Origin of the sequence: Consotaella aegiceratis (assembly GCF_036541425.1) — a bacterium.
Lineage (GTDB): Bacteria > Pseudomonadota > Alphaproteobacteria > Rhizobiales > Rhizobiaceae > Consotaella > Consotaella aegiceratis.
The window spans coordinates 49,605-60,964 of the sequence record NZ_JAZHFT010000030.1 but is presented as its reverse complement, the minus strand read 5'-3'; the positions used below and the strand labels follow the sequence as shown (position 1 = coordinate 60,964).

The 11,360-nt window shown below is 61.0% G+C and carries 16 protein-coding genes and 1 pseudogene; 6 read left to right on the top strand and 11 right to left on the bottom strand.

Annotated elements, in window-relative coordinates; genetic code table 11:
* Window positions 1-399 (bottom strand): contractile injection system protein, VgrG/Pvc8 family (locus SMD10_RS18295; protein ID WP_331687175.1); only part of this gene is annotated, 399 nt, incomplete at its 3' end.
* A 174-nt stretch (window positions 400-573) separates the two neighbouring features.
* On the opposite strand from SMD10_RS18295, the gene SMD10_RS18290 reads away from it, so the two are divergent.
* Complete coding sequence (locus SMD10_RS18290; protein ID WP_432757269.1) at window positions 574-756, top strand: Tn3 family transposase; 183 nt, start codon at window positions 574-576, stop codon at window positions 754-756.
* A gap of 92 nt (window positions 757-848) precedes the next feature.
* The gene (locus SMD10_RS18285; protein ID WP_331687174.1) at window positions 849-1,070 is read left to right on the top strand and encodes a DUF2274 domain-containing protein; all 222 of its coding nucleotides are present in this window, start codon (window positions 849-851) and stop codon (window positions 1,068-1,070) included.
* On the opposite strand, the gene SMD10_RS18280 is transcribed toward SMD10_RS18285, so the two are convergent.
* The 4 genes from SMD10_RS18280 to SMD10_RS18265 all read right to left on the bottom strand — a co-directional run bounded on the left by SMD10_RS18280 (window position 1,067) and on the right by SMD10_RS18265 (window position 4,713).
* Window positions 1,067-2,017 carry a LysR family transcriptional regulator gene (locus SMD10_RS18280; RefSeq protein WP_331687173.1) on the bottom strand — a complete coding sequence of 317 codons (951 nt, stop codon included), beginning with the start codon at window positions 2,015-2,017 and terminating at the stop codon, window positions 1,067-1,069. The genes SMD10_RS18285 and SMD10_RS18280 overlap by 4 nt on opposite strands.
* A gap of 50 nt (window positions 2,018-2,067) precedes the next feature.
* Window positions 2,068-3,222: a D-alanyl-D-alanine carboxypeptidase gene (locus SMD10_RS18275; protein WP_331687172.1), complete on the bottom strand. Its 1,155-nt coding sequence runs from the start codon at window positions 3,220-3,222 to the stop codon at window positions 2,068-2,070.
* 338 nt (window positions 3,223-3,560) lie between these two features.
* A complete protein-coding gene (locus tag SMD10_RS18270) occupies window positions 3,561-4,376 on the bottom strand; it encodes a LysR family transcriptional regulator (RefSeq protein WP_331687171.1) in 816 nt (271 codons plus the stop codon).
* 25 nt (window positions 4,377-4,401) lie between these two features.
* On the bottom strand, window positions 4,402-4,713 hold the full coding sequence (locus SMD10_RS18265) for a hypothetical protein (protein WP_331687170.1): 312 nt from the start codon (window positions 4,711-4,713) through the stop codon (window positions 4,402-4,404).
* Window positions 4,714-5,218: 505 nt separating this feature from the next.
* On the opposite strand from SMD10_RS18265, the gene SMD10_RS18260 reads away from it, so the two are divergent.
* The 3 genes and pseudogenes from SMD10_RS18260 to SMD10_RS18250 all read left to right on the top strand — a co-directional run bounded on the left by SMD10_RS18260 (window position 5,219) and on the right by SMD10_RS18250 (window position 7,289).
* Window positions 5,219-5,449 carry a helix-turn-helix domain-containing protein gene (locus SMD10_RS18260; RefSeq protein WP_331687179.1) on the top strand — a complete coding sequence of 77 codons (231 nt, stop codon included), beginning with the start codon at window positions 5,219-5,221 and terminating at the stop codon, window positions 5,447-5,449.
* Window positions 5,450-6,005: 556 nt separating this feature from the next.
* A pseudogene (locus SMD10_RS18255) lies at window positions 6,006-6,173 on the top strand (JAB domain-containing protein); the annotation flags it as partial.
* 96 nt (window positions 6,174-6,269) lie between these two features.
* Window positions 6,270-7,289 (top strand): endonuclease/exonuclease/phosphatase family protein, encoded by a 1,020-nt coding sequence (locus tag SMD10_RS18250; RefSeq protein ID WP_331687169.1) that lies wholly within the window; start codon window positions 6,270-6,272, stop codon window positions 7,287-7,289.
* Window positions 7,290-7,317: 28 nt separating this feature from the next.
* Here SMD10_RS18250 and SMD10_RS18245 read toward each other — a convergent pair whose 3' ends face one another.
* Window positions 7,318-7,596, bottom strand: coding sequence for an usg protein (locus SMD10_RS18245; protein WP_331687168.1), 279 nt, complete (start codon window positions 7,594-7,596; stop codon window positions 7,318-7,320).
* Between the two features lie 24 nt (window positions 7,597-7,620).
* Window positions 7,621-7,803: a hypothetical protein gene (locus SMD10_RS18240; RefSeq protein ID WP_331687167.1), complete on the bottom strand. Its 183-nt coding sequence runs from the start codon at window positions 7,801-7,803 to the stop codon at window positions 7,621-7,623.
* On the opposite strand from SMD10_RS18240, the gene SMD10_RS18235 reads away from it, so the two are divergent.
* The gene (locus tag SMD10_RS18235; protein WP_331687166.1) at window positions 7,802-8,275 is read left to right on the top strand and encodes a DUF1697 domain-containing protein; all 474 of its coding nucleotides are present in this window, start codon (window positions 7,802-7,804) and stop codon (window positions 8,273-8,275) included. The two genes, SMD10_RS18240 and SMD10_RS18235, sit on opposite strands and share 2 nt — an antisense overlap.
* 58 nt (window positions 8,276-8,333) lie before the next feature.
* On the opposite strand, the gene SMD10_RS18230 is transcribed toward SMD10_RS18235, so the two are convergent.
* The 4 genes from SMD10_RS18230 to SMD10_RS18215 all read right to left on the bottom strand — a co-directional run bounded on the left by SMD10_RS18230 (window position 8,334) and on the right by SMD10_RS18215 (window position 11,314).
* A complete protein-coding gene (locus tag SMD10_RS18230; protein WP_331687165.1) occupies window positions 8,334-8,936 on the bottom strand; it encodes a nitroreductase family protein in 603 nt (200 codons plus the stop codon).
* A 175-nt stretch (window positions 8,937-9,111) separates the two neighbouring features.
* Window positions 9,112-9,729 (bottom strand): nucleotidyltransferase family protein, encoded by a 618-nt coding sequence (locus tag SMD10_RS18225; protein ID WP_331687164.1) that lies wholly within the window; start codon window positions 9,727-9,729, stop codon window positions 9,112-9,114.
* On the bottom strand, window positions 9,726-10,793 hold the full coding sequence (locus SMD10_RS18220) for an XdhC family protein (protein WP_331687163.1): 1,068 nt from the start codon (window positions 10,791-10,793) through the stop codon (window positions 9,726-9,728). The genes SMD10_RS18225 and SMD10_RS18220 overlap by 4 nt, the downstream gene beginning before the upstream one ends.
* Window positions 10,793-11,314, bottom strand: a complete 522-nt coding sequence (locus SMD10_RS18215; RefSeq protein ID WP_331687162.1) for a flavin reductase family protein — start codon at window positions 11,312-11,314, stop codon at window positions 10,793-10,795. The genes SMD10_RS18220 and SMD10_RS18215 overlap by 1 nt, the downstream gene beginning before the upstream one ends.
* Window positions 11,315-11,360 lie beyond the last annotated feature (46 nt).

The following is an 11,360-nucleotide window of genomic DNA, read 5'->3' as shown; positions in this document are numbered from 1 at the left end:
CATCTCGGGGCGCAGGGTCAGGGTGTAGGAGCGCACGCCGCGGGTCACCATCGGCCCCTCGTCGAGGTCGGTGACCAGCGCGTTGAAGGGCCGGCGGAGTTTCGAATCCTCGCCGCCCCCGCCGCCGTAGCCGCCGCCTTCCTCCCCGGCGCCCTGCCGCACCTCCATCAGCACGTCGATCCGCCGCCCGATCAGCTCGGCGGGCTCCACCGCCTCGCGCTTGGCCCGAACCACCAGCTCGATGGAGAAGAGCTCGTTCACCCCTTCCACGATCGTCGCGCGCTCGGGCAGAAGCACGTCCTCGCCAAGCGGCGAGATCACCTTCAGAACACGCCCCGCCTGGATGAAGTCCGAAGCCGAGCCGATGTCCAACTCGTCCGTCAGATCGTCCATTGCCATGCCCGCCTCCTCGTGGTCGACATGCCGGCTCTCACGGCAATCCTGGCATGTGGAACACAATTGGTAAGTGTGTCCACGGATCGTGGCGGCAAGAAGGATGGTTCGCAAGCCTTATTGAAGCCACCATGGCCGCTGGTGGCGCCCCTGTTTTAGCGCGCGCCCCGCTGCTCGGTTTTGGCGAATGCTCGGCTATCCGATGCGCATTGTATCATCCATTGGAACACCGCGCGCCTCGGCGAGATCGTTGCCAAGCTTGCCGCTTCAGGAAAGCCGCCCGATCCAGCGCTCCTCGCCCACGTCTCGCCCCTCGGCTGGGAACACATCCTCCTCACCGGCGAATATCGCTGGACCGCTTAGGGTAGGATTTCGCCCCCTCCCGCAAACGACCCCGTTGATCCCGAAGCCGCACAGTATTGGGCATCGTTCGTGCAATCAAAAAAGGCATACCCATGGTCAAGCTGAAGCTCGGTCCCCTGGCCGACGAGAAGCCCGTCAAGGTCACGCTGGAGCTTCCCGCCAGCCTGCACCGCGACCTGGCCGCCTATGCCGAGATCCTCGCTCGCGAGACCGGGCAGCCTGCCGCTGATCCCGTCCGCCTCATCGTCCCCATGCTCCAGCGCTTCATCGCGACCGATCGCGGGTTTGCAAAGGCACGGAAGGTTGACCGTTAGGCGACGCGATGCGTCCAGTCAGAGCTGCCAGGCCGGACGCGGCCAGCGAGGACATGCGCAACGCTGTTGAAACGTCGCAACGCCGGATTGTCATTATCCGGCGACCATACCGCGCTGATCGGCATCTCGTCTTCCGGATCCATCAGCGGACGAAGCACTACGTTTGGAAGTCTCACCGCGGCCAAAGACTCCGAAACCACCGTGATGCCTCGCTCCATGCCGACGAGGTTCAGAAGCGTCCCGAGTTGCACGGCTTGAAATTCGATGTCCGGACATGTGCCGTAGTTGCCGGTCCGTCGGACAATGTAATCGAGGACCTCCGGGCCAGGCGGGAATCGGCTGACGATAAAGCGCTCGCCGCGGAGATCGGACCAATCGAGCCTTCTGCGGCTTGCCAGCCGATGGTTCCGAGGCACCGCGAGATGAATTCTCTCCCGCCACAATTCCGCGGTGTCGCAGCCTTGCACAACGCTTACGCCGGTCAGAAATGCGACATCCAGTCCGCGCGAACGCACGGCCGAAATATGGTCCTTTCGGCTACCGTCCCAGATCTCAATCGAAATCTGCGGCTGCTGTCGAGCATATGTCTCCAGGAGATCGCGCAGGAAGCCGCTCGCAAGCGAGGTAATAACACCTATCTTGAGATTGCCGAGATCCCCGCGCCCCGCTGCGGCTGCTTCTCTCTTCGCTCGTTCGAGCTGATCCACGGCGACACGTGCATCGTCCAGCAAACGCCGGCCCGCATTCGTCAGGCGGATACCCAATTTTCCGCGCTCAAACAATGAAACGCCGAGATCGCCTTCAAGACGTTGAATGGCGCGACTGATGCTCGACTGTTGAACGCCGAGCGCTGCTGCGGCCTGCCGGAAGCTACCGCGTTCGGCAGCCGCAGAAAAGTAACGCAAATGGATAAAATCAACGGATTGATATTTCTCTTTTTGACTCACGCGAATTTATCACTTATTATTATCTTATATATAGTTTTTAATATTTAATTCTATGTCTTCCCTACGACGATGCAATCGAATCCCCGATTTATAAGACGATTGCAAGCTGCTAAAGCCTCATACTGACTTTTAAATCCACTGAAACGCGCGCGGAATAACCGATCATCTCGCCAAGAAATCGGCATAACGTAAGCCCGAATGCTATCAAAGCTCTGCAAGGCACCAGATTGCGCTTTGGACAGCATTGACCGAGCTGTAGATTCTTGAGGTACAGCGGCTATTTGGACGGTCCATCTTGCATCCGAATTCAGGTGTTCCTTATCGAAACTGCGGATAAGTGTCGCGATGAGGTCGCTATTAGGTCCTGACGCCTGCATCGACATAGTCGGCTGGAGACGGCTGGGCCTTGGCCGCGGGATAGGTACTCTGACGGTAGCGGCCAATTTCGACGGATGTTGAGACAAGACCGCGTCGAATAGTTCTGCCATCCGGGCATCTCGGCGTTTAGCGGTTTTTCCGCCCATGACGACACCAACCAACCGATGCCCATCGCGCTTGACGCTGGTGACGATATTGAACCCAGAGGCTCGGATATAGCCGGTCTTGATGCCGTCCATTCCCTTGTATCGATACATGAGATTGTTGTGGCCACGCAGCTTTTTTCCGCGAAATTCAAAGTACTTTTCCGAGAATAGACCGTATTCATCGGGAAAATCCCGTATCAGTGCAAAGCCGAGTTTCGCCATGTCGCGAGCGGTGGTCACTTGCGTGGGATCGGGCAGACCGTTGGCGTTTCGAAAGGTCGTGCTGTCCATGCCGAGTTTACGGGCTTTGTTCGTCAGCATCGCTGCGCATTTGTCTGGCGATCCAGCCAGATGGTCGCAAATGGCCTGCGCCGCATCATTGGCCGAGATGACGATCATCCCCAGAACAGCCTCGCGCACAGTAAATGTTTGGCCTGCGGGAATGCCGAGTTTGAACGGCGGGACGCGCGTCGCGTCGGCCGCCATGACGATTCTTTGGTCCCAGCGTAGATGCCCTTCGTTTAACGCTTCAAAGGTCAGGTAGAGCGTCATCATCTTGGTAAGTGAAGCGGGGTAATTCTTGTCGTCGGGATGTTCTTCGGCCAGGACTTTCCCTGTCGTGACGTCCCAAACGAGATGCGCGTAGCCCGCTTTGGCAGAACTAGGCTCAAAGGCGCTCATCAGAACGATCAAGGCTGCACAAGCCTGGACGGCGGCTATCAGGCGGAATCCCACTGTAGTACCTCGCACGAATAGCCTATCGGGATCTCAGTCGCAGACGCGCTGACTTTGAGCTGCACCCGGATTGGCGCTGCCCCTAGCACCCATCATTCTTGATCGTTGAGTAGACGGAATTTCGTGGAACCCGTCCGCATATGACCCAATTCACTATCCTCGAATCAAGGAATCGTCCAATTCATGTTGCGACTGAATATAGTCCTGGTAGGAATTTTGAGACTTTTCCAAGGAAAGCCCGCCTAGATAAGCCCACCAATCGAATTGTATTTAATATTTATATGCTAATATAAAGTACAAAACTGTGCGGCAGCCTTCCATATCTGCTTCGCCTTTCGGGATGCACGCGGCGCGGAGTAAAGCGAAATCGTATAATGTAGATCGGTTTGGCAGGGATGGGTGACCAACCGACCGGCCGCGATATCGGCCTCAACCAGCGTTTCAGGTAGCACACCTCGGCCGCGCCCGGCCAAACATTGTGCACGGATGTCGGATGCCATGCCGTGCGCGATCTCTTCGCAGATTGGAACCCTGCAGCGGCAGGCCTCCCAGACTTTGCCGAGGTAGGTCAGCGGATGCGAAATATGAAGCGGCCGCCTCTCATTCTCCCGCGTTCCGGGCGCGGCAACGATGACCAGTCGATCCCGCGCGATGTCGACCGGACGGAACACGCTAAACTCGTCAGCCGGCGCGACAGCAGGATGCCTGGTGACAAGAGCGAGGTCGATTTCGGATCGAGACAGTATCCTAGCGACGGTATCCTGGTTGGCTATTGTCGGCGCGAAGAAGATCCCTGGCAACGTTTGTGAAAGCCTCTCCTTAAAGTCGGGAAAAATGGAGACGGTGGCGCTGTGCGGCATAGCAATCGTGACCCCGCCCTCAGCGGGATGCCATGGTGCGCGTTTCTCGCGAAATCCATTCAGTTCTTCGATGATCAGCCGTGCCGATGGCAAAAAGCCGTGTCCCGCCGGGGTTAGCTGCAGCGGGCGGACGCTGCGATCGACAAGTTCCTTTCCGAGGTACTCTTCGAGTTTGCGGAGTCGCTTGCTCAAGTTCGATTGCGTCGTATTCCGAACCTCGGCTGCGAGCGTCAGGTTCATCGTCTCAGCTAGACATATAAAGTCGCTAAGAAGGTCCAGATTCATAGCAGCTGCGCAACTTCATCGACACCACACCGCCACTATCGATACGCTCGATGGCAAATTGCGTCCATGTCGCGCTTCGACTGACAAAGTGCATTTCAGGAATAATGGGTTGGACTTGACGCCGCAGTCGACCGGGGCGGGTGTCGAGGGCCTTCGGCCAAGCGAAACAGACCAAGTTTGATTTCATCCAGCACTTGCTGGCATGCGTCGCCAGCGACTGGCGGATTTCGATCCGGGCGGCGACTGTGGGTTTGTCAGCAACGATCAGTCGATGAAGCGCTCTCGAACGCATCGCCGGGATCCGGGCGATCACCCTCCTAGGGAGTAGGTCGGAGGTTTGGCGGACTGCCTTGGCTTTGTATCAAAGCGCCGGGCACACGCTTCGCTATCCGGCGACTTTCTCCCAACTGCTTCGAATCTGCATTGAATGCCGTGTCCGGCATCGATTCAAAGCAGTAAGTATGCGGCCGCGAATAGTTCAAATCGCTGATTTTTAAGGAGAATTTTTGGAGCGGGCGATGGGATTCGAACCCACGACCCCAACCTTGGCAAAGCTCTGGTTTTTAACATTCCATCCATCCGACTCATCGAACTCAGCATCTAGCGGACATCGACGTGGCTATGCGAACCTCCAGATACTCAATGGAGTGGCACCGGCTTCCAGCGGGCAATGCGGCTCTGGCCGCTGATTACCGCCGTTTCCCTGTCTTTGCCCTACCGCACTTTTCGGGCACTTCCATGATCTTCGATGATCGCCACAATGCTTTCCTGATCCACTGTTCCGGGGAATTCAAATGATGGACGATCGGAAATATCTAACGGCCGAGGAAGTCACGGAACGCTATCGAGAAGAGATCAGTGTAGGTACCCTTCGCAACTGGCGCGCAATGCGCATTGGCCCGCCATTCATCAAAATTGGCAAGGCCGTTCTTTATCCTATTAAAGAGCTCGACGAGTGGGACAAAAGGAATCTCGTGATCTGCCGTGCCTCTCGAAACTTGAGCGTCACAGGCGACGAACAAGCGTGATGATCACAACATCTCGCGACCGAGTTCCCAGATCGGCGGGCGCATGCCAGCCGAGTTTGCGGCAACTTTCCAACCCGACGGGCACCGGCGCTCCGCCCGAGGATAGGCTCCGCGCTGACGCCCGTCGCTCACCCCGCCCATCTAACTAAGCAACCCAACCGCCGGAAACGAACTCTCGCTGGATAAAACCTGGGGGCCACGTCGCTCGTCCTATGCCAACGCACGCGGCATCTCCTTTTTGATACCGTTGGGACCGAGGCCGGCGGGATGTGCTCGTCGGGATGAGCCCGCGTCCCGTTGGCGGGGGCGGAGCCTCTGCAGCGAACGAGCCCGAACACTGCTTCCAGTGCGGCACTTGTCGCAACCTGTGTTCTCCCGTAGCTGTGGTTGCCAAAGAAACTCGTGATCCCGCATGCGTTTCCGGAAGCGGGAAGGATCAGGCGGAATATGGCGGGATGGTCACAGAACGTCATTTGTTCCAGACACCAAACCCATACCCCAGTTTATCCGCGTGAGCGCGTAACATACTGATAAATAAAGAATTATTTCTTTGGCTGTTTTGATCCACAACCATCCGTCGGGCGATCCCACGCCGTCGCGCGCCGATATCGACATGACGAAGACCATCATCGAGACGGCCAAGCCGCTCGGCATCGCAGTGCACGATCACGTGATCGTCGGGCGCAACGGCCAGGTGAGCTTCAAGGGCCTCAAATTGATCTGACCCCCGCGCCCGCCCAATGCGCAACCATCTTCAACCAGACATAGAACTGCACTATAATCACTGCAACTGGACACCTGGCAGACGGGATGATGTGCCATGGCCAAGCCGCAGTTCAGGATCGCAACCTTCAATCTGCTCAACCTCAACCGGCCCGGCCTTCCGATCTATGGCGATGCCGCCGGCCTCACCCAGGCTGCCTACGACAGGAAGATCGCGTTCACGGCGCGTATGTTGCAGGGGCTGCATTCCGACGTTTGGGGTTTTCAGGAGCTTTGGCATGCGGGCGCCCTCAACGACGCACTGGCAGCGGCCGGGCTGGCGACGCACGTCCCGCTCGTGCCGCCTGGCCATGCGGGGCAAGGCATCGTTTGCGCGGCGGCGGTCCACCAGGAGATCCTCGCCGGCGACCCGGAATGGATCGAGACGTTTCCAGAGGACCTGCATCTGTCCAGCGGCGGCGACGACGCCCAGACCGAAGGCATCTCAGTCAGTCTGAAGAGCTTCTCGCGGCCCGTGCTGCACTTTCAGATCAAGCCCGTCGCCGGGGCCCCGGCCCTTCACGTCTATGTCTGTCACCTCAAGTCCAAAAGCCCGACCAAGGTGTGGCGCGAGCCGTGGTACGACCCCGACACCCATTCTAAGCATAGCGAAGCGATCGGCAGCGCCGTTTCCACGATCCGGCGCACGGCCGAGGCCGCAGCTTTGCGCTATATCCTGACGGAGCGCATGAAGAACACCGACGAGCCGGTGATCGTCCTCGGCGACGTCAACGACGGTGTCCTAAGCAACACGATGAACGTCCTGACCGGTCAACCGAACTTCCTTGTCGGGTTCTCGCTCGGCGGCGGCGATACCGATCTCTACACGGCCCAGACCCTGCAGGAATATCGCAGCACGCGCGACGTGTATTACACCCACATCTTCCAGAACAATTTCGAGTCGCTCGATCAGATCCTGGTGAGCCAGGAACTCTACGACAACAGCCGCCGCCGCATCTGGAAGTTCGTCGACCTGTCGATCGCCAACGACCACCTGCATTTCGATCCGGATCACTCGGACGGCTCGAACGACCACGGCGTGGTCCGCGTGACCTTCGAGCACGACCCCGCGCACTGAGCGGCGGCCGGCGTTGTCCGGCCTCGCGCTATTGCATGAGACCGCCGTCGCGAACCATCCGCACCTCGCGTGGCGTGATCAGCCGATGGTGCATCACGCGCACCGAGTGGATGGCCGCCTCGATCTCGCGCTCCCAGTGGTCGAGAAAGCGCTTGAGCCGGGGATAGTCGGGCGCCAGATCCTCGAACTGCCAGGAAAAGCTCTGCAGCAACCCGGGATGGTCAGGCATGCGGTAGAGCACCTCTGCAGTCGTCAGGCCGAAGCCCGAGAGCATCCGCTCGAATTGAATATCGGGAACATGCGGCATCGGGATGCTCCTTCTGGATCGAGATCAGGCCTCCCAGAAGAAACAGAGTGCGGTTCGATGCTTGAGGCAAGCTTGCAGGGTGCCGGCGCGCGCCCTCTTATGTTTCTCGACGACTGCGATGACATCGGCACGGAAGGAGAGCGCCATCGCCACCTGGATCGCATTGTTGAGGGCCATCGGACCGGCGACCCATAGGCTGATGTCCATGGGGCAACTGCGCGAAGCCTGCGCCAACGCCGGCTTCGCCCACGTCCGCACGATCCTGGCCACCGGCAACCTGGTCTTTTCGGCGTCGCAAACGCAGACGGTGGTGAAGCACAAGCTCGACGCCATCGTCCGGTCGCATGGCCTGGACAACGCGGTCTTTCTGCGACGGCCGGGTGAGTTGGAAGCCGTGCTGGCTCAGGCCCCTTTTCCGGACGCGATCGCCGCACGACCCAACCACACGCTCGTGCTGTTCTTGGAGCAGGAAGCGGATACGGATCGAGCAACCGAACTCGAAGCCGGTTGGCGACCCGAGCGGATCAAGGCCATCGGCCGAGACGTCTATATCGACTATGTCGATGGTGTCGGACGGTCGAAGCTGACCACCGCGGTGCTCGAACAGCGGCTGGGACAGCCGGGTACCGCACGGAACTGGAACACGATCGAGAAGCTTTGTGCGGCGGCGCGGACGTGACACGCCCGCGCCGCCGCAAGCGGGGAGCGGGCTTATCCGCCACCCGCTCGTATTGAACTTAGGCGAAGACCTTGAAGCGGGCTTCGTCATCCATGAACGTCTTGTCGCCGAACGACTTCTCGTGCGAGCCGAACGGCATCTGGGCGCGCAGCTTCCAGTTGGACGGCACGTCCCAGGTAGCGGCGACGTCCTCGTCGATCAGTGGATTGTAGTGCTGCAGGCTGGCGCCGATGCCGGCTTCGGCAAGCGCGGCCCAGACGGCAAGCTGCGCCATGCCACTGGCCTGCTCGGACCAGACCGGGAAATTGTCGGCATAGAGCGAGAAGCTTTCCTGAAGTCCCTGCACGACGCTCTGGTCCTCGTAGAAGAGGATCGTTCCGGCGCCGGCCGCGAAGCTGTCGATCTTCGCTTCGGTGGCGGCGAAGCCCTCTTCCGGCGCGATGCGGCGCAGCGTTTCCTTGGTGATCTGCCAGAGCTTCGCACTTTCATCGCCAAACAGGATGATCGCGCGGGAACTCTGCGAGTTGAACGACGAAGGTGCCTGGCGGATGGCTTCCTTGATCAGGTCTGCGACCTCCTCGGAGGGAAGAGGCAGCGATTTTCCCAAATGATATTGGCTGCGCCGGGTCCGCAGGACCTCGACAAAGCGATTATGGCTCATGAATACACTCGTTTTGGGAGAACGTTGGGAGGACGGTTGGAACGGGCATGCCAAGCATGCCCTCCCTTCCATCTAGCACTCAGCCATTGGTCGAACGACCTGCATCCTTGAAACTCAGCGTCAACGAAATGCGCACCATTGGTCCACCGCCCCGGGCGGCGCGGACCGTGTCGACTCAGGTGCGATCCACGGTGCGGCGTACTTCGTCGAGCGCCTCCGGCGTATCGACGTCGATCACGGCGGCCGGCCCGATCTTGACTAGGCGGATCCTGTCGCGGTGGGCGGCGAGGATGTCGCGCGCGCCGACATCGCCCGTCAGCGACAGGACCTCGGCCGCATAGACCGTCGGCAGCAGCACCGGATTGCCGCGCCGGCCGCCGTGGCTGGCCGCCACGATGGCGTCGGCCTCGGCATTGGTGAAGGCGTCGATCATTGCGTCGAGATCACCCGAGCCGACCAGCGGCTGGTCGCCGAGGAGAACGAGGACCCCGTCCGCATCTCCGGCTGCCGCCCGGTACCCGGCGATCAGCGAGGTCGCCAAGCCCTCGGCATAGGCCGGATTGTCGACCAAGGTCAGGTCAAGGTCGCTCAAGGCCGCCGCCACATCGTCGCGTCGATGGCCGACCACCGCGAAGACGCCCTGCGCCCGGCTCGCCAGGGCCGCTTCGGCGACATGCCGCACCAGCGCCCTGCCCGCCAACGGCGCCAGTAGCTTGTTGGTGTCCCCCATGCGGGTCGATCGGCCTGCGGCCAGAATGACGGCCGCAACGCGGCGGGGCCTGCGCGACGTCACGCCGGTGCCATCTCGCCGCGGCGCTCGGCCAGCATCTTGCGGCGACGAAAGGCCTCTATCACCGACGCCAGAATCGCCACCGCGATCTCGGCCGGGTTCGCCGCTCCGATATCGGCGCCGATCGGCGCGTCGATGCACGCGAGCCTGTGTTCGGGCACGCCCGCCGCGAGCAGCCGCTCGACCCGACGCGCATGGGTCTTTCGGCTGCCAAGCGCGCCCACATAGAAGCATCCGGCCTGAAGCGCCGCGATCAGCGGCTGGTCGTCGATCTTCGGATCATGCGTCAGGGCTGCCACCGCCGTATAGGCATCGAGCGGACGGCGCTTCAGCACCTCGTCCGGCCACTCGGAATGGACGACGGCACCCGGAAACCGCTCCTCGCTGGCAAAGGCCGCGCGTGGGTCGATGATGTCGAGATCGAAGCCGGCCAGGGCCGCCATCGGCGCCAAAGCCTGACTGATATGAACGGCGCCGATCGCCACAAGACGGGGTGGCGGCAGATAGGGGTTGATGAAGACCGCGCCCTCTTGCACCTCGACCAACCCGGGCTTGCCGAGGCGGAGAGCCTGGCCGACGGCATCGGACAACGGATCGCCGGCTGCATCCGCCTCGCCCACCAATCGGCGCCCGCGGCCATCCAGCGCCGTCACCAGCACCGCCGCGCGGCGGGCCGATCGTTCCCGATCGAGATCGCGGAACGCGGCCTCGTCTCCAGCAGCCAGCGGTTCGACATAGACCTTGATCCGACCGCCGCAGGATAGGCCGACCTGCCAGGCCGTCTCGTCGGCGACGCCGAACTCCAGCATCCGCGGTTCATGCGTTTCGATCACGTCGAGCGCCTCCGCCACCACGGCCCCTTCGACGCAGCCGCCGGACACCGAGCCCTCGAAATTGCCGTCTGCATCGATCACGAGATGGCTGCCGGCCGGTCGCGGCGCCGAGCCCCAGGTCTCGATCACCGTCGCCAGCGCCGACCTGCGTCCGTCCTTCATCCATCGTAGGGCAAGGCCGACAGGATCGAGGGCCGGCAGTGAACCGAGGGGTTGGACGATCAAGGAAGCCATCATAGCGTCCGGTAGCTTCGGTCGAGATAGAGCAGCGAATGGCCCGGCCGCTCGGCCTGCAGTCCGACGACCTCGCCATAGAGCACGTGATGGGTCGCCACGGTGTGATGCTCGCGCAAGCGGCAGTCGAAGCTCGCCAGCGCCCCTTCCAGGATCGGCGAACCGGTTTCGAGCGTCGACCAGGCGGCTTGTGCAAAGCGCTCGTCGAGACCGAGATTGCCCTCGCCGGCAAAGGCGCGGGCAACGGCTTCCTGGTCGGCCGCCAGCACGTTCACCGCGAACACGCCGTTCTGCAGGAACCGCTGGTTCATGATGCTCTGGCTGTTGATGCAGACGAGCAGGATGGCCGGGTCGTCCGAGACCGAACACGCCGAACTCACAGTGACGCCGCGTCGTCCGGCCGTGCCGTCGGTCGTCACCACACTCACCGCTGCGGCAAATCGCGTCATCGCGCCCCGAAAAGCCGCACCGTCGACACCGGTCGATACCGATCGCCGGTCCTGAACCCATTCCGTTGGCATTGACCATCCTGTTTCTGCTGCTGAACCAGCGCCAGTGACACATAGG

Excerpts from the sequence above, each read along its gene's own strand:
- SMD10_RS18285 (WP_331687174.1), top strand. The coding sequence starts at position 849 with ATGGTCAAGCTGAAGCTCGGTCCCCTGGCCGACGAGAAGCCCGTCAAG.
- SMD10_RS18275 (WP_331687172.1), bottom strand. The coding sequence starts at position 3,222 with ATGAGCGCCTTTGAGCCTAGTTCTGCCAAAGCGGGCTACGCGCATCTC.
- SMD10_RS18270 (WP_331687171.1), bottom strand. The coding sequence starts at position 4,376 with ATGAACCTGACGCTCGCAGCCGAGGTTCGGAATACGACGCAATCGAAC.
- SMD10_RS18265 (WP_331687170.1), bottom strand. The coding sequence starts at position 4,713 with ATGCGTTCGAGAGCGCTTCATCGACTGATCGTTGCTGACAAACCCACA.
- SMD10_RS18260 (WP_331687179.1), top strand. The coding sequence starts at position 5,219 with ATGGACGATCGGAAATATCTAACGGCCGAGGAAGTCACGGAACGCTAT.
- SMD10_RS18250 (WP_331687169.1), top strand. The coding sequence starts at position 6,270 with ATGGCCAAGCCGCAGTTCAGGATCGCAACCTTCAATCTGCTCAACCTC.
- SMD10_RS18245 (WP_331687168.1), bottom strand. The coding sequence starts at position 7,596 with ATGCCGCATGTTCCCGATATTCAATTCGAGCGGATGCTCTCGGGCTTC.
- SMD10_RS18235 (WP_331687166.1), top strand. The coding sequence starts at position 7,802 with ATGGGGCAACTGCGCGAAGCCTGCGCCAACGCCGGCTTCGCCCACGTC.
- SMD10_RS18240 (WP_331687167.1), bottom strand. The coding sequence starts at position 7,803 with ATGGACATCAGCCTATGGGTCGCCGGTCCGATGGCCCTCAACAATGCG.
- SMD10_RS18230 (WP_331687165.1), bottom strand. The coding sequence starts at position 8,936 with ATGAGCCATAATCGCTTTGTCGAGGTCCTGCGGACCCGGCGCAGCCAA.
- SMD10_RS18220 (WP_331687163.1), bottom strand. The coding sequence starts at position 10,793 with ATGGCTTCCTTGATCGTCCAACCCCTCGGTTCACTGCCGGCCCTCGAT.
- SMD10_RS18215 (WP_331687162.1), bottom strand. The coding sequence starts at position 11,314 with ATGCCAACGGAATGGGTTCAGGACCGGCGATCGGTATCGACCGGTGTC.